Annotated in this window: 16 protein-coding genes; 3 read left to right on the top strand and 13 right to left on the bottom strand. The window is 61.5% G+C overall.

The window, feature by feature from the left end; all coding sequences use genetic code 11:
- Window positions 1-19: 19 nt before the first annotated feature.
- The gene (locus C1X29_RS21400; RefSeq protein WP_102686839.1) at window positions 20-460 is read left to right on the top strand and encodes an excinuclease; all 441 of its coding nucleotides are present in this window, start codon (window positions 20-22) and stop codon (window positions 458-460) included.
- A 209-nt stretch (window positions 461-669) separates the two neighbouring features.
- On the opposite strand, the gene C1X29_RS21395 is transcribed toward C1X29_RS21400, so the two are convergent.
- Window positions 670-1,101, bottom strand: coding sequence for a type II toxin-antitoxin system PemK/MazF family toxin (locus C1X29_RS21395; RefSeq protein WP_256584382.1), 432 nt, complete (start codon window positions 1,099-1,101; stop codon window positions 670-672).
- A gap of 165 nt (window positions 1,102-1,266) precedes the next feature.
- Here C1X29_RS21395 and C1X29_RS21390 point away from each other — a divergent pair, with 165 nt between their 5' ends.
- Complete coding sequence (locus C1X29_RS21390; RefSeq protein ID WP_102718306.1) at window positions 1,267-1,704, top strand: excinuclease; 438 nt, start codon at window positions 1,267-1,269, stop codon at window positions 1,702-1,704.
- Here the strand turns inward: C1X29_RS21390 and C1X29_RS21385 are convergent, their stop codons facing one another.
- Window positions 1,705-2,601: a LysR family transcriptional regulator gene (locus C1X29_RS21385; RefSeq protein ID WP_102718316.1), complete on the bottom strand. Its 897-nt coding sequence runs from the start codon at window positions 2,599-2,601 to the stop codon at window positions 1,705-1,707. It abuts the gene before it with no gap.
- A gap of 118 nt (window positions 2,602-2,719) precedes the next feature.
- Here C1X29_RS21385 and C1X29_RS21380 point away from each other — a divergent pair, with 118 nt between their 5' ends.
- Window positions 2,720-3,994, top strand: a complete 1,275-nt coding sequence (locus C1X29_RS21380; RefSeq protein WP_102718305.1) for an MFS transporter — start codon at window positions 2,720-2,722, stop codon at window positions 3,992-3,994.
- Between the two features lie 70 nt (window positions 3,995-4,064).
- Here the strand turns inward: C1X29_RS21380 and hemE are convergent, their stop codons facing one another.
- The 11 genes from hemE to C1X29_RS21320 form a co-directional block, all read right to left on the bottom strand.
- Window positions 4,065-5,132: a uroporphyrinogen decarboxylase gene (gene hemE / locus C1X29_RS21375; RefSeq protein ID WP_007952372.1), complete on the bottom strand. Its 1,068-nt coding sequence runs from the start codon at window positions 5,130-5,132 to the stop codon at window positions 4,065-4,067.
- Window positions 5,133-5,387: 255 nt separating this feature from the next.
- Window positions 5,388-6,806, bottom strand: a complete 1,419-nt coding sequence (locus C1X29_RS21370; protein ID WP_007909438.1) for an FAD-dependent oxidoreductase — start codon at window positions 6,804-6,806, stop codon at window positions 5,388-5,390.
- Window positions 6,807-6,839: 33 nt separating this feature from the next.
- On the bottom strand, window positions 6,840-11,285 hold the full coding sequence (gene gltB, locus C1X29_RS21365; RefSeq protein ID WP_102718304.1) for a glutamate synthase large subunit: 4,446 nt from the start codon (window positions 11,283-11,285) through the stop codon (window positions 6,840-6,842).
- Between the two features lie 350 nt (window positions 11,286-11,635).
- Window positions 11,636-13,237: an AAA family ATPase gene (locus tag C1X29_RS21355; protein ID WP_102718303.1), complete on the bottom strand. Its 1,602-nt coding sequence runs from the start codon at window positions 13,235-13,237 to the stop codon at window positions 11,636-11,638.
- A 10-nt stretch (window positions 13,238-13,247) separates the two neighbouring features.
- The gene (gene aroB / locus C1X29_RS21350) at window positions 13,248-14,348 is read right to left on the bottom strand and encodes a 3-dehydroquinate synthase (protein ID WP_102718302.1); all 1,101 of its coding nucleotides are present in this window, start codon (window positions 14,346-14,348) and stop codon (window positions 13,248-13,250) included.
- Window positions 14,349-14,498: 150 nt separating this feature from the next.
- Window positions 14,499-15,017, bottom strand: a complete 519-nt coding sequence (aroK, locus tag C1X29_RS21345; protein ID WP_045121685.1) for a shikimate kinase AroK — start codon at window positions 15,015-15,017, stop codon at window positions 14,499-14,501.
- A 4-nt stretch (window positions 15,018-15,021) separates the two neighbouring features.
- Window positions 15,022-17,100 (bottom strand): type IV pilus secretin PilQ, encoded by a 2,079-nt coding sequence (gene pilQ, locus C1X29_RS21340; protein WP_102686849.1) that lies wholly within the window; start codon window positions 17,098-17,100, stop codon window positions 15,022-15,024.
- A gap of 14 nt (window positions 17,101-17,114) precedes the next feature.
- On the bottom strand, window positions 17,115-17,639 hold the full coding sequence (locus tag C1X29_RS21335; RefSeq protein WP_007952383.1) for a pilus assembly protein PilP: 525 nt from the start codon (window positions 17,637-17,639) through the stop codon (window positions 17,115-17,117).
- Window positions 17,636-18,259 carry a type 4a pilus biogenesis protein PilO gene (gene pilO / locus C1X29_RS21330; RefSeq protein ID WP_085746418.1) on the bottom strand — a complete coding sequence of 208 codons (624 nt, stop codon included), beginning with the start codon at window positions 18,257-18,259 and terminating at the stop codon, window positions 17,636-17,638. The genes C1X29_RS21335 and pilO overlap by 4 nt, the downstream gene beginning before the upstream one ends.
- Window positions 18,256-18,822, bottom strand: coding sequence for a PilN domain-containing protein (locus C1X29_RS21325; protein WP_007952387.1), 567 nt, complete (start codon window positions 18,820-18,822; stop codon window positions 18,256-18,258). The genes pilO and C1X29_RS21325 overlap by 4 nt, the downstream gene beginning before the upstream one ends.
- The gene (locus C1X29_RS21320) at window positions 18,822-19,886 is read right to left on the bottom strand and encodes a pilus assembly protein PilM (RefSeq protein ID WP_102718301.1); all 1,065 of its coding nucleotides are present in this window, start codon (window positions 19,884-19,886) and stop codon (window positions 18,822-18,824) included. The genes C1X29_RS21325 and C1X29_RS21320 overlap by 1 nt, the downstream gene beginning before the upstream one ends.
- Window positions 19,887-19,967: the final 81 nt, after the last annotated feature.

Below are 19,967 nucleotides of genomic sequence, written 5' to 3'. Positions count from 1 at the left end.
CCAGGTCAAGGAGACCTCCATGCACTTCAAGAAACTCGCTGCCACCCTGATCATCTGCGCCATGCCGGCCGTCAGCCAGGCCCGTGACACGGCGGTGTACCTGCCGTTCGACAAGGCCGTCGCCGAAGCGACCCGCACCGGCAAGATCGACGGCAGCGTGAAGTTCTATCTGGCGGGCAACGCCCCGGCCGGCAAGGTCACTGTCGTCAGCCCCGGCGCCGTGACCAACAAGAAGACCAACGCCTTCAACAAGACCGACCAGGAAGCCTGCGAGTGGGTCGTGCAATCGGCGATCATCAGCCTGCACCAGGCCGCAAAAAACGCCGGCGCCAACGCCGTGACCAACATCGTCAGCTTCTACAAGAGCAACGAGCGCAAGGATGCGAAAACCTACGAATGCCACGCGGGCGCCATCATGGCGGGCGTAGCGTTGAAGGGCGATCTGGCGACGGTTCAGTAACGGCCGGAAACGACAAAGGGCGCCTTTCGGCGCCCTTTCACAAACAGGTTGGCTTGTCATCGCCTCTCACCTGTCTGGCTCTGCGATGGCTGGTTGCCCAGGATCCTCAGAGTCTCACAAGCCCCTTTCGGGAACGCCGGCAGTATTGCCTGAAACCTCATGCCGAGCAACGGCTGGCATTTGGCTTCGATGCGCCACTTCCGTTGCCATCACAGTCCCAACGCCCGTCTGACCGCAGTTTTAATGGCGTGAAACTCGTCTGTTGCAAGATGTGAGATCAGGTAAATGCGCTTGCCTTGCCGATCCCGGCTTTTGATCCGATCAAGCCGCGAGAGACTGACCGTGGCAATCATGTCGCACTTTGCCCAACAGGTCGGGCTGGCTCCCTGAAGGTGACTTGCAAGTTCGAGATGGTGCCCGAGCATGCAATCAGAGGCGGTAGTACTTAGCGGCACCACTGTTACCAACAGGCTGTTGGTTCGATGTTTACGTATCACAACAACAGGTCTGACTTTGACCATCTCGGGGATTTCATAACCCCTGAAATCGCAAATCAAAACGCTGCCCTCCTTAGGCTGATATCGAAGTGGCATCCGTGACACTCGTTTGAAAAAGAACTGATTTTGCGCAACAACGGCCATATTCCCTACGACAGTTCCGTTACTCGAAATGTACGGAGTCGAGCCAACCAAACCTGTTCACCACAACTACACTCGCTCAAACAGGCCAATACACAGTGCCTGCCGGAAGGGCGAGCCCGGTCGGTCAAGTACTCGCGGTTCTCTTTCACCGTCAAGGAGACGACCATGCAAGCGAAAGCCCTGATCACCGCCGCCCTTCTCGGCCTGCTCCCCAGTGCCAGCCACGCCACCAATCTGATGTACATGCCGTTCGAAACAGTCGTGTCGGATGCAATGCGCGCCGGGCGGCTGGATGGCAGTGTGAAGTTTTATCTGGTCGGCAACGGGCCTCAGGGCACTCAGCGGTTGTTGCGGCGCGGGGTGGTCAGCGATTTGAAGACCAACGGCTTCAACAAGAGCGATCACGACTCCTGCGAGTGGGTGTTGCAGTCGAATCTGATTGCGCTGCAGGCCGAGGCCAAGCGTGTCGGGGCGAATGCGGTGACCAACATCGTCAGCTACTACGACCAGCATGTGCGCAAGGATCTGAACACTTACGAATGTCGCGCCGGCATCTTTGTGACGCGAGTGGCGTTGAAGGGTGATCTGGTGCGGCTGCCCTGATCAACCGGCTTCAAGCTTGCGCGTGAGCAGTTCGACAAACGCCTTGGCCATCGGTGATTTCTGGTCTTTGCGCTGCACCAGCCACACCGCCGTCACGGCTTCGGGATCGAGCAGCGGTCGGTAGACCACGCCGTCGATGCGCATCCGCTGATACGACGCCGGCATGACCGACACGCCCAGACCCGCTGCCACCAGGCCGATGATGGTCATGGCTTCACCGGCCCCCTGGGCGAAGTGCGGGCTGAACCCGGCATCGCGGGCCAGACTGATCAACTGCGAATACAGACCACTGCCGTAGCTGCGCGGGAAGAACACGAACGGCTCGAGGGCCAGCGCCGAGAGGAACAGCCCCTCTTCAGAGCCCTGCGCCAACGGATGTTTGGAGCTGAGCACGGCCACCAGCGGCTCGCGCATCAGTTCGACCACGCTGAGCGAATCCGGCAGGCCCAGCGGGCGCATGATGCCGACCTCGATCGATTCGTCCACCAACGCATCGGCCACCATGGTGCTGCTCATCTCGCGCAGGTTCAGGTGCACGGCCGGGAAACGCTGGCGGAAGGAAAAAATTGCCTGGGGAATGGTCGAGTTGAACGGCGCCGAAGAGGTGAAACCGATCTTCAACTCTCCCAGCTCGCCGAGCTGTGCACGGCGGGCCACGTCGGCCGCTTTATCGACTTGTGCGAGCACCAGCCGTGCTTCCTCCAGAAACAACCGCCCGGCCTCGCTGAGCTCGACCCGACGATTGGTACGCTCGAACAGTCGCGCGCCGACTTCCTGTTCCAGTGCCTGGATCTGCTGGCTCAGCGGTGGCTGGGAGATGCCCAGTACCTGCGCGGCGCGGCCGAAGTGCAGTTCTTCGGCGACGGCGATGAAGTAGCGCAGATGACGCAATTCCATGAACACCCCATTAGGTCGTGAAAGCTATCAAACAGGTCGAACAATATATTGGATAGAAACATTAGCCAGCTATATGATTTTTTCATTGCCTGCCTGCCCGCGCCCTCCGAGGTCTGATGTGAAAACCGCCGTCGCTCCACTGGCCCATGAAGTCCCGCCCGCTTCGGCGGACGATGTGCTGACCGAGCTGCAAGAGATCTACATCGAGAAAGGCACGCCCGCGTTCATGCGCACGGTGCTCGCGCTGTTCAGTGGCGGCTTCGCCACCTTCGCCCTGCTGTACTGCGTGCAGCCGATGATGCCGCTGCTGTCCCACGAGTATTCGATCAACGCTGCGCAGAGCAGCCTGATCCTGTCGGTGGCCACCGGCATGCTGGCGTTCGGTCTGCTGATCACCGGCCCGATTTCCGATCGGGTCGGGCGCAAACCGGTGATGGTCGCCGCGCTGTTTGCTGCTGCGCTATGCACCATCGCCAGTTCGATGATGCCGAGCTGGCACGGCGTGCTGATCATGCGTGCGCTGATCGGGCTGTCATTGAGTGGCCTGGCGGCGGTGGCGATGACGTACCTGAGCGAGGAAATCCATCCGCAGCACATCGGGCTGGCGATGGGTTTGTACATCGGCGGCAACGCGATTGGCGGCATGAGCGGGCGGTTGATCACCGGTGTGCTGATCGACTTCGTCAGCTGGCACACAGCGATGATGGTGATCGGCGGCCTGGCGCTGATTGCGGCGGCGGTGTTCTGGAAAATCCTGCCGGAATCGCGCAACTTCCGCTCCCGCTCGCTGCATCCGCGCAGCCTGCTCGACGGCTTCACCATGCACTTTCGCGATGCCGGCCTGCCGTTGCTGTTCCTCGAAGCGTTCGTGCTGATGGGCGCGTTCGTCACGTTGTTCAACTACATCGGTTATCGCCTGCTGGCCGAGCCGTACCACATGGATCAAGTGTTTGTAGGGCTGCTGTCGGTGGTGTACCTGTCGGGTATCTACAGCTCGGCGAAAATCGGTTCGCTGGCCGACAAACTGGGCCGCCGCAAAGTGCTGTGGGCGACCATCGCGCTGATGTTCGCCGGCCTCGCCCTGACCATGTTCACACCGCTGCCGCTGGTGATCATCGGCATGCTGATCTTCACCTTCGGCTTCTTCGCCGCGCACTCGGTCGCCAGCAGCTGGATCGGCCGCCGGGCGCTCAAGGCCAAGGGCCAGGCGTCGTCGTTGTACCTGTTCAGCTATTACGCCGGGTCGAGCATCGCCGGGACGGCCGGCGGAGTGTTCTGGCACCTTGCCGGGTGGAACGGGATCGGCCTGTTCATCGGCGCGCTGTTGCTGGTGGCGCTGTTGGTGGCGTTGAAGCTGGCGAAGCTGCCGCCGCTCGGTGGCGTCAAAGCCTGATTCACACCCACAAAAAACGCCCGGCATAAGCCGGGCGTTTTTGTTTTCTACCTTTAGCGCTGAGCGCCGATTACTCGTGATACTGCGCCGACAACTCATGCACCGCACGCAGGAACGCGCCGGCGTGTTCCGGGTCGACTTCCGGGGTGATGCCGTGGCCGAGGTTGAACACATGGCCGCTGCCTTTACCGTAGCTGGCGAGGATGCGTCCGACTTCGGTGCGGATCGCTTCAGGTTTGGCGTACAGCACGGTCGGGTCCATGTTGCCTTGCAGCGCGACCTTGTCGCCGACGCGGGCGCGGGCGTTGCCGATGTCGCAGGTCCAGTCCAGACCCAGTGCGTCGGCGCCGGCGTCGGCGATGCTTTCCAGCCACAGGCCGCCGTTCTTGGTGAAGAGGATCACCGGCACCTTGCGACCGTCGTGCTCGCGGATCAGGCCGCTGACGATTTTCTTCATGTAGGCCAGGGAGAATTCCTGATACGCCGCCGCCGACAGGTTGCCGCCCCAGGTATCGAAGATCTGCACCGCTTGCGCGCCGGCCTGGATCTGGCCGTTCAAGTAAGAAGTCACCGACTGCGCCAGCTTGTCCAGCAGCAGGTGCATGGCTTGCGGGTTGTCGTAGAGCATCGCCTTGGTCTTGCGGAAGTCTTTCGACGAGCCGCCTTCGACCATGTACGTGGCGAGGGTCCACGGGCTCCCGGAGAAACCGATCAGCGGTACACGGCCGTTCAGCTCGCGGCGGATGGTGCTGACCGCGTCCATCACATAACCGAGATCTTTGTGCGGATCCGGGATCGGCAGGGCTTCGATGTCGGCCAGGGTGCTGACGACTTTCTTGAAGCGCGGACCTTCACCGGTCTCGAAGTACAGGCCCTGGCCCATGGCATCGGGAATGGTGAGGATGTCGGAGAACAGGATCGCCGCGTCCAGTTGCGGATAGCGGTCCAGCGGTTGCAGCGTGACTTCGCAGGCGAATTCCGGATTCATGCACAGGCTCATGAAATCACCGGCCTGGGCGCGGCTGGCGCGGTATTCCGGCAGGTAGCGGCCGGCCTGGCGCATCATCCACACAGGGGTGACGTCTACGGGTTGCTTGAGCAGGGCGCGGAGGAAACGGTCGTTCTTCAGGGCAGTCATGTCGGCATCCGGAAAAAAAGTGCGGGCATTTTCTCAGAGCGCGACGCAAAAGGCACGGATGCAGGTCAGCCTTTTGTCTATCGGGTCAATTTGTCGCGTTTTTTTCACAGAAGATCGTTCCCACGCTCCGCGTGGTAACGCCGCCAGTGACGCTCCGCGTCACGCCTTTTGGGACGCAGAGCGTCCCGGGAGGCATTCCCACGCAGACGGTTCGACGCCTCGACGTGGGAACGATCATTGGCTCAGGATGAGGGTTTAGACGCCCAGGTAATCCAGAATCCCTTCAGCTGCATTGCGGCCTTCGAAGATCGCCGTCACCACCAGGTCGGAACCGCGCACCATGTCGCCACCGGCGAAGATTTTCGGGTTGCTGGTCTGGTGCTTGTACTGACCTTGCTCAGGCGCAACGACGCGGCCCTGGCTGTCGGTCTGGATCTCGAACTGCTCGAACCACGGCGCCGGGCTCGGACGGAAACCGAAAGCGATGACCACGGCGTCGGCCGGGATGATCTCTTCGGAGCCCGGGATCGGCTCGGGGCTGCGACGGCCACGGGCGTCCGGTTCGCCGAGACGGGTCTCGACCACTTTCACGCCTTCGACCTTGTCTTCGCCGACGATGGCGATCGGCTGGCGGTTGTAGAGGAATTTCACGCCTTCTTCCTTGGCGTTTTTCACCTCTTTGCGCGAGCCGGGCATGTTCGCTTCGTCACGACGATAAGCGCAGGTCACCGACTTGGCGCCCTGGCGGATCGACGTGCGGTTGCAGTCCATCGCCGTGTCGCCACCGCCCAGCACCACTACCTTCTTGCCTTTCATGTCGACGAAATCTTCCGGCGACTTTTCAAAGCCCAGGTTGCGGTTGACGTTGGCGATCAGGAAGTCCAGCGCGTCATAAACGCCCGGCAGATCTTCACCGGCAAAACCGCCTTTCATGTAGGTGTAGGTGCCCATGCCCATGAACACGGCATCGTATTCGGCGAGCAGTTGCTCCATGGTCACGTCCTTGCCGACCTCGGTGTTGAGGCGGAATTCGATGCCCATGCCGGTGAAGACTTCGCGGCGATTGCTCAGCACGGTCTTCTCAAGCTTGAACTCGGGGATGCCGAAGGTCAGCAGACCGCCGATTTCCGGGTTCTTGTCGAACACCACCGGGGTCACGCCACCACGCACCAGCACGTCGGCACAACCGAGGCCCGCCGGGCCTGCACCGATGATCGCGACACGCTTGCCGGTCGGTTTGACCTTGGACATGTCCGGGCGCCAGCCCATGGCGAACGCGGTGTCGGTGATGTACTTCTCGACCGAACCGATGGTCACCGCACCGAAACCGTCGTTGAGGGTGCAGGCACCCTCGCACAGACGATCCTGCGGGCACACCCGGCCACAGACTTCCGGCAGAGTGTTGGTCTGGTGCGACAGCTCGGCGGCCTGGAGGATGTTGCCCTCGGCCACCAGCTTTAGCCAGTTCGGAATGAAGTTGTGCACCGGGCACTTCCATTCGCAATACGGGTTGCCGCAACCCAGGCAGCGGTGGGCCTGGTCGGCCGACTGCTGGGGTTTGAACGGTTCGTAGATTTCCACGAACTCTTTCTTGCGTTGACGCAACAGTTTCTTCTTCGGATCCTTGCGCCCGACATCGATGAACTGGAAGTCGTTATTCAGACGTTCAGCCATTGTTAAAACCTCATCAAACTCTTCAGGCGCATATCACTGCGGGTTGGCACGGGTGCTGGAAAGCAACGACTTCAGGTTGGCAGCCTTCGGCTTGACCAGCCAGAAACGACGCAGGTAGTCATCGAGGTTCTCGGCGAGCTCACGACCCCACTCGCTGTCGGTTTCCGCGACGTACTCGTTCAGCACGTTCTGCAGGTGGCTGCGATAGGCTTCCATCGCCTCGCCGCTGATCCGCTGGATTTCCACCAGTTCGTGGTTGACCCGGTCAACGAAGGTGTTGTCCTGATCGAGCACGTAGGCGAAACCGCCGGTCATGCCAGAGCCGAAGTTGTAACCGGTCTTGCCCAGAACGCAGACAAAACCACCGGTCATGTACTCACAGCAGTGATCGCCAGTGCCTTCCACGACCGTGTGGGCACCGGAGTTGCGCACAGCGAAACGCTCGCCTGCGGTGCCGGCGGCGAACAGCTTGCCGCCCGTGGCGCCGTACAGGCAGGTGTTGCCGATGATGGCGCTTTCCTGAGTCTTATAAACGCTGCCCTTCGGCGGCACGATGGTCAGCTTGCCACCGGTCATGCCTTTGCCGACGTAGTCGTTGGCGTCGCCTTCCAGGTACATGTTCAGACCGCCGGCGTTCCACACGCCGAAGCTCTGACCGGCAGTGCCCTTGAAGCGGAAGGTGATCGGCGCTTTGGCCATGCCCTGGTTGCCGTGCTTGCGCGCGATTTCGCCGGAGATCCGTGCGCCGATCGAACGGTCGCAGTTGCAGATATCCAGATCGAATTCGGCGCCGCTGAGGTCGTTGATCGCCGACGTCGCCATCTCGACCATTTTCTCGGCCAACAGGCCCTGGTCGAAGGGCGGGTTGCGCTCGACGCCGCAGAACTGAGGTTTGTCCGCCGGGATGTGGTCGCTGCCCAGCAGCGGAGTCAGATCCAGGTGATGTTGCTTGGCGGTCTGGCCTTCGAGGATTTCCAGCAGATCGGTACGGCCGATCAGCTCTTCGAGGGAACGCACGCCCAGCTTGGCCAGCCACTCACGGGTTTCTTCGGCGACGTAGGTGAAGAAGTTCACCACCATGTCGACGGTGCCGATGTAGTGATCCTTGCGCAACTTCTCGTTCTGAGTCGCGACGCCGGTAGCGCAGTTGTTCAGGTGGCAGATACGCAGGTATTTGCAGCCCAGCGCGATCATCGGTGCAGTACCGAAGCCGAAGCTTTCGGCGCCGAGGATCGCAGCCTTGATCACGTCGAGGCCGGTCTTCAGGCCGCCGTCGGTCTGTACCCGAACCTTGCCGCGCAGGTCGTTGCCGCGCAGGGTCTGGTGGGTTTCGGCCAGGCCGAGTTCCCACGGAGCGCCAGCGTATTTGATCGAGGTCAGCGGCGAAGCACCGGTGCCACCGTCGTAGCCGGAGATGGTGATCAAGTCCGCGTAGGCCTTGGCCACACCGGCGGCGATGGTGCCGACGCCTGCTTCAGCCACGAGTTTCACCGAAACCAGCGCCTTCGGGTTGACCTGTTTCAGGTCAAAGATCAACTGCGATAAGTCTTCGATCGAGTAGATGTCGTGGTGCGGCGGTGGCGAAATCAGGGTCACGCCCGGCACTGCGTAACGCAGTTTGGCGATCAACCCGTTCACTTTACCGCCCGGCAGTTGCCCGCCCTCGCCCGGCTTGGCGCCCTGGGCGACCTTGATCTGCAGCACTTCGGCGTTGACCAGGTACTCCGGGGTCACCCCGAAACGGCCGGTCGCGACCTGCTTGATTTTCGAGCTCCTGATGGTGCCGTAGCGGGCCGGGTCTTCGCCGCCTTCGCCGGAGTTGGAACGCGCACCGAGGCGGTTCATGGCTTCGGCCAGGGCTTCGTGAGCTTCCGGCGACAGGGCGCCCAGCGAGATACCGGCGGAGTCGAAGCGCTTGAGCACCGATTCCAGCGGCTCGACTTCACTGATGTCCAGCGGCGTGTCGAGGGTCTTGACCTTGAACAGGTCACGGATCATCGACACCGGACGGTTGTCCACCAGCGAGGTGTATTCCTTGAATTTGGCGTAGTCGCCCTGCTGCACGGCGGCTTGCAGGGTGTTGACCACGTCCGGGTTGTACGCGTGATATTCGCCACCGTGGACGAACTTCAGCAGACCGCCCTGCTGGATCGGCTTGCGCGGACTCCAGGCTTCGGTGGCCAGTGCTTTCTGCTCGGCTTCGATGTCGATGAAACGCGCACCTTTGATGCGGCTCGGCACGCCACGGAAGCTCAGGTCGCAGACTTCTTCGGACAGGCCGATGGCTTCGAACAGCTGAGCACCGCGATAGGACGCGATGGTCGAGATGCCCATCTTCGACAGGATCTTCAACAGACCTTTGGTGATGCCTTTGCGGTAGTTCTTGAACACCTCATAGAGGTCGCCCAGCACTTCACCGGTACGGATCAGGTCGCCCAGCACTTCGTACGCGAGGAACGGATAGACCGCCGAGGCGCCGAAACCGATCAGCACGGCGAAGTGGTGCGGATCGCGTGCGGTGGCGGTTTCAACCAGGATGTTGGAGTCGCAGCGAAGGCCTTTTTCGGTCAGGCGGTGGTGCACCGCGCCGGTGGCCAGCGAGGCGTGGATCGGCAGTTTGCCAGGAGCGATATGGCGATCGCTCAGTACGATCTGGGTACGACCGGCGCGCACGGCTTCTTCAGCCTGATCGGCGACGTTGCGGATCGCCGCTTCGAGGCCGACGCTTTCGTCGTAGTTGAGGTCGATGATCTGCCGCTCGAAACCCGGGCGGTCGAGGTTCATCAGCGAGCGCCACTTGGCCGGGGAAATGACCGGCGAGCTGAGGATCACGCGCGAGGCGTGTTCCGGCGATTCCTGGAAGATGTTGCGCTCGGCACCGAGGCAGATCTCCAGCGACATCACGATCGCTTCACGCAGCGGGTCGATCGGCGGGTTGGTCACCTGCGCGAACTGCTGGCGGAAATAGTCGTACGGCGTGCGCACGCGCTGGGACAGCACGGCCATCGGCGTGTCGTCGCCCATCGAGCCCACGGCCTCATAGCCTTGCTCGCCGAGCGGACGCAGTACCTGATCGCGCTCTTCGAACGTGACCTGATACATCTTCATGTATTGCTTGAGCTGATCGACGTCGTAGAAAGCCGAACCGTGATCGTTGTCTTCCATGGTCGCCTGGATGCGCAGGGCATTCTTGCGCAGCCATTGCTTGTACGGATGACGGGATTTGAGACGGTTGTCGATCGCGTCGGTGTCGAGGATCTGCCCGGTTTCGGTGTCCACGGCGAAGATCTGGCCCGGGCCGACACGGCCTTTGGCAATCACGTCCTCAGGCTTGTAGTCCCACACGCCGATTTCCGACGCGAGGGTGATGAAACCGTTGGTGGTGGTGACCCAGCGCGCCGGACGCAGACCGTTACGGTCGAGCAGGCACACCGCGTAGCGACCGTCGGTCATTACCACGCCAGCCGGGCCGTCCCACGGCTCCATGTGCATCGAGTTGTACTCGTAGAACGCACGCAGATCCGGGTCCATGGTTTCGACGTTCTGCCACGCTGGCGGAATGATCATCCGCACGCCACGGAACAGGTCGATGCCGCCGGTGACCATCAGCTCAAGCATGTTGTCCATGCTCGAGGAGTCGGAACCGACACGGTTGACCAGCGGGCCGAGTTCTTCCAGATCCATCAGATCGTTGGTGAACTTGGTGCGACGGGCCTGGGCCCAGTTGCGGTTGCCGGTGATGGTGTTGATCTCGCCGTTATGGGCGAGGAAGCGGAATGGCTGGGCCAGCGGCCATTTCGGCAGGGTGTTGGTGGAGAAGCGCTGGTGGAACACGCAGATCGCGGTTTGCAGGCGCTCGTCACTCAGGTCCGGATAAAACGCGGCCAGGTCGGCCGGCATCATCAGGCCTTTATAGATGATGGTCTTGTGGGAAAAGCTGCAGATGTAGTGGTCGGTGTCGGCGGCGTTGGCCACCGACGAACGACGACGGGCGCTGAACAGCTTGACCGCCATGTCCTGATCGCTCAGGCCTTCGCCGCCGATGTACACCTGCTCGATCTGTGGCAGGCGCTCAAGGGCCAGGCGGCCGAGGACGCTGGTGTCGATCGGCACTTTACGCCAGCCGATCAATTGCAGGCCTTCGGCCAGGATCTCGCGGTTCATGTTCTCGCGAGCGGCTTCGGCCTTGGCCGGATCCTGATTGAAGAAGACCATGCCCACGGCATATTGCTTGGGCAGCTCGACGCTGAAGGTTTCCTGGGCAATGGCACGCAGGAACGCGTCGGGCTTTTGAATCAGCAGACCGCAACCGTCACCGGTCTTGCCGTCGGCATTAATCCCACCGCGGTGGGTCATGCAGGTCAGGGCCTCGATGGCCGTTTGCAAAAGGGTATGACTGGGTTCGCCCTGCATATGGGCTATCAGGCCGAAACCGCAGTTATCCTTGAATTCATCTGGTTGGTACAGACCTGCTTTCATAGACACTTTCTCACCAGGCTGCCTCTTTTCGAGGCAAATTTCTTTTCAATTCAACCACTTGCATCTCGCGCCGAACGTACGCCGGCTTAGCGGGGGCAAAAGGGTGGTCATTGTACACAGCGACACAGAGGCTCACAAATTTGACGACGAAATGTCGCAAATTCATGTCGCATTTGTGAAAGGTTTAAAGCGATCTGCTGTGCTAGTCAAAACTTTTTTAGTTTTGACCGCAACGACTCAAAGACTACTGTGACGCAGACACCACAAGGCACGCGACCCGTAAGGGCGGCGCGCACTTGTAGAAATTTTGAGGTGCTTGGAGAGGCGGCCTGGGTAAGGCCGCCGAATCTTCAGCGAGTTGTTGCCAGTTCCTGTTGGACGCTGGCGACAGTGCGAGGCCAAGGTTTACCAGCCTGAACCTTCGCTGGCAAGGCCTTGATGGCAGAAACGGCTGCATCACGATTGGCGAAGTTGCCGTAGGTGATCACGTAGAGAGGCTTGCCGTTGAGGACTTTCTTGAAATAACGGTACTCGCCGCCCTGTTCCTTGACGAAGTTTTGCGCGGTCGCTTCGGAGCTGGTACCAAGGATCTGCACCACGTAGTTGCTGGTCGGCTGACCGGCGTACCAGCTGCCACCGGCAGCCTTGGCGACGGTGACCGGCTTCTCGGCCGGTTTGGCGGCGGCAACAGGCTTGGCAGGCGCCGGAGCCGGTTTCGCTGCTGGAGCTGCCGGAACAGGAGCAGGTTTGGCGGTAGCGACCTGAGTCGGCGCCGGGGTCGGCTTCGGTGCCGGAACTGGAACCGGGGTCGGTGCAGGGCCGGCCTGAACGCCCGCCGGTGGCGCAGTGGTGGTCACGGTCGGCGGCGTGTTGCTGGAGCCTTCAACCGGCACACCGTCGTCGCCTTCAGTGATACCACCCGCGGCTTCAGCCAGCGGACCGCGCATTACCGGCTGCGAGTTGCCGACCAATGGCAGCGGCATCGGCTGGGTATTGCCGTTGAATTCGACGGACGGTGCGCCACCCGCTTGCGGCGTACCCTGGCCCAAGGGCAGTTGCGCCTGCTCGTTGGCCGGCGCACCGGTGGTCGGTGCCTTGTTGCGACCCGGCATCAGCCAGGCGGCAGCGACCGCGACCACAACGACGGCGGAAATCGCCAATACGTGTTTCTTCGGCATGTTGAACCCCATACTTGGACGCTTGACCGCAGAGCGGCTGGCAATCATGACTTCGATCAGAGCATCGCGAGCAACCTGGTTGATGTTGCCCGGCCAACCCTCGGAGCTTTCGTGAATATCAGAGATCTGATCCGCGGTGAAAAGTTCGACACCCCGGCCCGCGCCTTCTAGCCGCTGGTCGAGATACTCGCGGGTTTCTTCTTCGGTGTACGGCTGCAATTCGATGACGTGGAAGCGCTCTTCCTCGAGGTGCAAAGCCTCGAGCTGCGCGATCAGCGACGACTCACCGAACAGGAACACATGCGGGCGGCCTTCCGGCGCGCCGGCGCCCAGCGCCATCAAGGCTTCAAGCGCGGACTCGTCGAGCTGCTCGGCATCGTCCACCAGCAGATAGACTTCCTGACCGGTCAGCGCCAGCTGCACGACCTGATCGAGGATCGCCCCGACTTCGGCCTGGGCCACGTCCAGCGCCTGGGCGATCTGGCGCAGCACACCAGCTGCATCGCCGGCGCCACGGGCGGAAACGACGACGCTCTGCACCGATTGCTTGTTGGTGCTGGCAACCAGCGCCTGACGCAGCAGGGTCTTGCCGCTGCCCTGCGGGCCGGTGACCACCAGCAGCAACTGGCTGTAACGCGCCAGATGATGCAACTGACCCAGCACCGGCTTGCGCTGGGCCGGGAAGAATTTGAAGCCCGGCACCCGCGGCGCGAAAGGGTCGTGACTTAACTGGAAATGGCCGAGGAACGCCTCGTCGGCATGCAAACTAGTCATCGGAATCTTATTAACCTTTAAGCTGAGCCAGAGCGCGGTAATCCGCTCCCAGCGTGGCCTGTAGAACCTCTTTCGGATAATCGTCGGTCACCACCGCTTCGCCCATCCGGCGCAGCAGCACCAGGCGCAAGCGACCGTCGATCACTTTTTTGTCAATTGCCATGTGTTCAAGAAAATCGGCTTCGGTCATCTCTTCCGGCGGAACCACCGGCAGACCGGCACGCTTGAACAGGCGAATGCCGCGATCGCGCTCCTGCTCACTGATCCAGCCCAGGCGCGCGGACATTTCCAGCGCCATCACGGTGCCAGCGGCGACCGCTTCGCCATGCAACCAGACACCATAGCCCATGTGGGTTTCGATGGCGTGGCCAAAGGTGTGGCCGAGATTGAGCGTGGCCCGTACGCCGGTTTCCTTCTCGTCGGCGCCGACCACTGCAGCCTTGGCGGCGCAGGAGCGCTCGATGGCATAGGTCAGGGCCGTTTGATCCAGCGCACGCAGGGCGTCGACGTTGTCTTCGAGCCAGGTCAGGAACGGCTCGTCGCAGATCAGACCGTACTTGATGACTTCCGCCAGACCGGCCGACAGCTCGCGCGCTGGCAGGGTTTTCAGGGACGCGGTATCGATCAGCACCACGTTCGGCTGATAGAACGCGCCAACCATGTTCTTGCCCAGCGGATGGTTGATCCCGGTCTTGCCGCCCACCGACGAATCGACCTGGGACAGCAGCGTGGTAGGAATCTGGATGAAATCGACGCCGCGCTGGTAGCAGGCGGCCGCGAAACCGGCCATGTCGCCGATCACACCGCCGCCGAGGGCGATCACCGTGGTGCGACGGTCATGACGGGCGGTCAGCAGGCCGTCGAAGATCAGTTGCAGGGTTTCCCAGTTCTTGAAGGCTTCGCCGTCGGGCAGCACCACGGAAACCACCGAGAACTGCGCCAGGCTGCGGGTCAGACGTTCGAGATAGAGCGGCGCAACGGTCTCGTTGGAGATGATTGCCACTTGCCGCCCGTGGATATGCGGGGCCAGCAGTTCAGGCTGGTCCAGTAATCCTTCGCCAATGTGAATCGGGTAGCTGCGCTCGCCTAGGTCGACCTTGAGTGTCTGCATGTGTCCCCACGATGAAGATGAAGCAGGCGTCCTGCCTGGAATTATCGAATGTTCACGGCATGTGCTGGTGTGACGCCACTCGCACGCCATCCGCCACAACCCTTGGCGGCCATTACAGGTCGCCGAGGATAGCGCATTTCGTGCGGCGCTTTAACGGGGCGGAAGTTGCTGCAGGCGGTCGAGAATATCGAGCACGACCATGCGCGGTGGCCGCTCGTCGGTTTCCACCACCAGATCGGCGATTTCCCGATAGAGCGGATCACGGATCGCCAGCAGATCGCGCAAGGTTTTCTCCGGATTGGCGGTGCGCAGCAACGGCCGGTTGCGGTCGCGAGAGGTGCGGCCGACCTGCTGTTCGACGGAGGCGTGCAGATACACCACCCGCCCGCCCTCGTGCAGGGCCTTGCGGTTGGCATCGCGCATCACGGCGCCGCCACCGGTCGCCAGCACCACGCCGTCGAACGCGCACAGCTCGGCGATCATCGCCTGCTCACGGTCACGAAAGCCGGGCTCGCCTTCCTTGTCGAAGATCCACGGGATATTGGCGCCCGTACGCAGTTCAATTTCCTTGTCGGAATCCTTGAACGGCAGGCGCAGCTCTTTGGCCAGTAATCGGCCGATGGTGCTTTTTCCAGCCCCCATCGGTCCTACAAGAATCAAATTTCGCACAGAATCAACGACTCACAGCAATCGCCTGGTTATTCATGATACGCGGAGTGAGAAATACCAGCAGCTCGGATTTTTTCTCCGAAACCACATCACGCCGGAAAAGGCGGCCAAGATACGGCACATCGCCAAGAAATGGCACCTTATCTACAACCTTGCTCTGAGTATTTGAGAAAACGCCCCCGATCACGATGGTCTCGCCGTCGTTCACCAGCACCTTGGCGTTGACCTCGTTTTTCTTGATCGGCGGTACATCCTGCACTTTGTTCAGGTAGTCCGGTTCGTCCTTGGTGACCTTGACCTCCATGATGATGCGGTTGTCCGGGGTGATCTGCGGCGTCACTTCCAGCGACAGCGACGCCTCCTTGAAGGACACCGACGTAGCGCCGCTGGAGCTGGCTTCCTGATACGGAATCTCGGTGCCCTTGAGGATCTTTGCGGTTTCCTTGTCGGAGGTGACCACTTTGGGCTGCGAGACGATTTCGCCGTTGCCGGTCTTCTCCATCGCGGTCAGCTCAAGGTCGAGCAAGACGTTGTCGGTGATGAAGGCGATGCCGATCCCGGACGTGTTGTTGACCGTGCCCATGTCGACGAACGGCGAGTTGGTGCTGGTGCTGCCCGGCGTGCCGATGGTGGTCGAGGAACCGTTGCTGACCCCGGACGTGTTCCAGTTGCCCTTGTTCTGGATCGAGCCGCCCCAGCGCACGCCCAGGCTCTTGTCGTAATCGACGTTGGCCTCGACGATCCGCGCCTCGATCATCACCTGACGCACCGGGATATCCAGCTGCGCCACGATCCGCCGCAGCTCGTCGAGGCGATCCTGGGTCTGGTAGGCAATGATGTTGTTGGTCCGTTCATCGACGGTGATCGAACCCCGTTCGTCGACCTTGGCCTCGGCACTGGTGACCGACTGGAACAGCTTGGCGATGTCCGCAGCCTTGGCGTAGTTCACTTGCAGCAGTTCGCGGCGCAGCGGCGCCAGTTCGGCGATCTGTTTCTGCGATTCCAGTTCCTGCCGTTCGCGGGCGGCGATTTCATCTGCCGGCGCCACCAGCAGCACATTGCCGACCTTGCGCTTGTCCAGGCCTTTGGTCTTGAGCACCAGATCCAGCGCCTGATCCCACGGCACGTTCTGCAGGCGCAAGGTAATGCCGCCCTGCACCGTATCGCTGGCCACCAGATTGAGGTTGGTGAAGTCGGCGATCAGTTGCAGCACCGAACGCACATCGATGTCCTGAAAGTTGAGAGAGAGCTTTTCGCCGTTATAGCTGTTGCGGTCGGCGTTGCGCTTTTGCAGGTCATCGACGGTCAACGGCCGGATGCTGACAGTCAGCTTGTTGTCGGTCTGGTAAGTGGAATAGTCGAAAGTACCGCTGGGTTCGACGGTGATCGTCGCCCGATCACCGCTGACACCGGCATTGACGAACTGCACCGGGGTGGCGAAATCCTTGACGTCGAGGCGCACCCGCAGCGGCTCGGGCAATTGGGTACGCGCGAAATTGAGGATGATCTTGCCGTCGTGTTCCTGAATGTCCGGGGCAATGGCCGGGTCGGACAGATCAATGACCACATTGCCCTCACCTGCCGTACCACGCTGGAAATCGACGCCGCGAATGGCCCTGGCGGTCGGCGCAAACGTGCGGACCGGCGCTGCCGCAGGTGCTGCGCGCGGCGCACGAGCCGCCGTACGCTGGGCAACGGCTTTGCTGCCTTGCCCGACCACCACGAACACCGTATTGCCTTCGACCCGGGTGTCGTACGGCGCCAGTTGCGTCAGGCTGATGATCAGCCGCGTCCGGTTATTGGCCTCGACCACCGTGGCCGTGCGGGCATTGCCACTGCCCAGATCGCGAGTCTTGCTCGCCAGTTGACTGGCAACACCTGGCAGATCGAGGGCAATCCGTGCCGGCGAGTCGGTGGTGTAGCCCTTGGGCTGCGGAGGCGGGCCGTCGAATGACAGCTTCAGCTCGACCCGGTCGCCCGGCAGTGCCGCGACGTCCAGCGCCTTCAGATTGGCTGCCTGTACCATCGGTGAAAGCAGCGCCATCCATAGCGAAAAACCGAGGGTGGAAAAAATCCTGTTCATTATTCGACTTCCACTTATGAGTGCTCTTTCAAAGGAATGGTGCGCGGCCGCTCAAGCCAGGCGCCCTGGCCATCCGGAACGATTTCCACCACCTCGACCTGTGAAGCGCTGATCGCAACGATCCGCCCGTCGTTGCGCCCCAGGTAATCGCCGACCTTTAGCCGATGAACCCCGCCCGCCCCCCGCAGCAAAGCGAAGGAACCGGAGGCGTTGGCAATCGTGCCGACCATTTCGAACTGCTCGATGTTGAAACCTTCGAGGTATTGCTTGACCCGGTTGGGATCAGGTTTCACGTCCCGCGAGCCGTGTTTCTGCCCGGCCAGATCGACCCGTAGCTGACGCGAAAACGGACTGCGCAGGTTGGCGGCGCTGTAGGTGAATGTCGGGTAGGAGCGGAAGGTCGGGGTCGGCTCGATCTTGCCCGGCGGACGCAGGCGCACTTCATTCATGTAGGCGTCGAGGTCACTGAAGTCATCGCCGCCACAGCCACCGAGCATCAATAACAATGCCGACAAGGCGATAAAACGGATCGGGCTCATTTCTGCAGCCCCTTGTCGTTATAGCGGTAGGTCTTGGCGAGGATGCTCATGCGCAGCTTCGGCCCACCTTCAGGATTGGCTGGCGCCAGCTCGAAATCGTGCAGGGTGACGATGCGGGGCAGCCCGGCCACGCCGCTGACGAAGGTGGCAAGGTCGTGATAGGCCCCGGTCACGGTGATCTGGATGGGCAGCTCGATGTAGAATTGCTGGGTGACCTCCGGCAGCAGTTTGATCTCTTCGAATTCAAGACCGCTACCCAACCCGGTACGTGTGATGTCTTCCAGCAACCCTGGCACCTCGGTGTCACTGGGCAGTTGTCGCAACAGCACGCCGAACGAGTTTTCCATCTCTTTCATCTGCTGGGTGTACAGCTCCAGATTGGCCGCCATGCGCGCCTTGCTCGCGAATTGCTCCTTGAGGGTGACCTCCTCCTCACGCTTGAGCTCGAGCTGGTTCTCCAGGTCACTGATGAAAAAGTTATAGCCAAGCGCCAGGACCAGCACCATCAACAGCCCGCCGGCCAGGGTTTTGACCACTGGCGGCCACGAGCCGATGTTGCTGGTGTCCAGGTCGTTGAAATCGACATTGCGCAGGCTGTCCAGCCACTCGGACGGCTTCATTGGTCGTCCTCCTCGATCCGGGGTCGAGTCTGGCGAACGGTCAGCTGGAAGACGTTGGCCTGATCCACCTGGCCAGCGGTGGTGGCTTTCACTTCATTGAGGTTGGGCGCATCGAACCAGTCGGAGGCATCAAGGTTGCGCATCAGGTCGGACACCCGATTGTTCGACTCCGCCGCGCCGCTGATCGACAGGGTCTTGCCGACCATTTTCACGTCGGTGAAATACACCCCGTCGGGCAAGGTGCGCGCCAGCTGATCGAAGATCCGCCCGCTGATCTGCCGGTTGCCCTGCAAGTCCTGGATGATGCGCATGCGCTCTACCAGTTGCTGACGATGGGCCTTGAGCTCGCTGATCTGCTTGATCCGTTCGTCGACCACGGCGATCTGCTTGCCGATGTAGTCATTGCGCGCGACCTGCCGCGCGATGGCGGCGCTGATGATCTGATCGGCAATGAGCACCGCCCCCACCGAACCGACCACCACGCCGGTCAAGGCCAGCAGGAAGCGTTTGCGCCGTTCTTCGCGGCGCTCCTCGCGCCAGGGTAAAAGGTTGATCCGCGCCATCAGTCGAAACTCCTGAGCGCGAGCCCGCAGGCAATCATCAGGGCCGGCGCATCGCTCGCCAGGGCCCCGGCGTTGACCTTGCTGCTCAAGGCCATGTCGGAAAACGGGTTGGCGACCTGGGTCGGGGTGTTCAGACGCTCTTCGATCAGCCGATCGAGCCCGGGCACCGACGCCGTGCCGCCGGCCAGCAGAATATGGTCGACGGCGTTGTACTGGCCGGAGGCGAAAAAGAACTGCAGGGAGCGCGACACCTGCTGCACCAGCGCCTCGCGAAACGGTTGCAGCACCTCGCTGACGTAGTCGTCCGGCAGACCGCCCTGTTTCTTGGCGAGCCCCGCCTGCTCAAGGGTCAGGCCATAACGGCGCTGAATTTCCTCGGTCAGCTGTCGACCGCCGAACAGCTGTTCGCGGGTATAGATGATCCGGCCGTTGTGCAGGACGCTGAGGGTGGTCATGGTGGCGCCGATGTCGACCACGGCCACCGTCAGCCGATCCTGTGACGCGGCCAGTTGCGTGGCCAGCAGGCCGAACGAGCGCTCCAGCGCATAAGCCTCGACATCCACCACCCGCGCCGTCAGCCCGGCCAGTGCAAGCGCCGCTTCGCGGACTTCGACGTTTTCCTTGCGACAGGCGGCCAGCAGCACGTTGACCCGTTCGGGGTTGCGCGGCGAAACGCCCTGGACTTCGAAGTCGATGGCGACCTCATCCAGTGGATAGGGAATGTATTGATCGGCTTCGATCTTGAGCTGGTTTTCCAGCTCGTCGTCGGACAGCCCGGCGTCCATCTCGATGACCTTGGTGATCACCGCAGATCCAGCCACCGCCACCGCCACGGCTTTCAGCCCGGTGCGCGCCTTGACCAGCACCCGGGACAGAGCCTGGCCAACGCCCTCGAGCTCGGCGATGTTCTTTTCGACCACGGCGTTGGCCGGCAACGGCTCCACCGCGTACGCCTCGACCCGGTAGCGCTCCCCCTGACGGCTCAGCTCCAGTAGCTTCACCGACGTGGAGCTGATATCGATCCCCAGTAACGTATTGGCCTTTTTATTGAAGAGTCCTAGCACTACCAATTCCCTATGACTTTCCGTGAGTTACGGACTCTGTAATGCGCATTGCGTTCCCTCGCCCCGTCTTGACAGAAGCGC

Source organism: Pseudomonas sp. GW456-12-10-14-LB2, from assembly GCF_002884345.1.
Taxonomy (GTDB): domain Bacteria; phylum Pseudomonadota; class Gammaproteobacteria; order Pseudomonadales; family Pseudomonadaceae; genus Aquipseudomonas; species Aquipseudomonas paraglycinae.
This window is presented reverse-complemented; position numbering and strand designations above follow the sequence as displayed.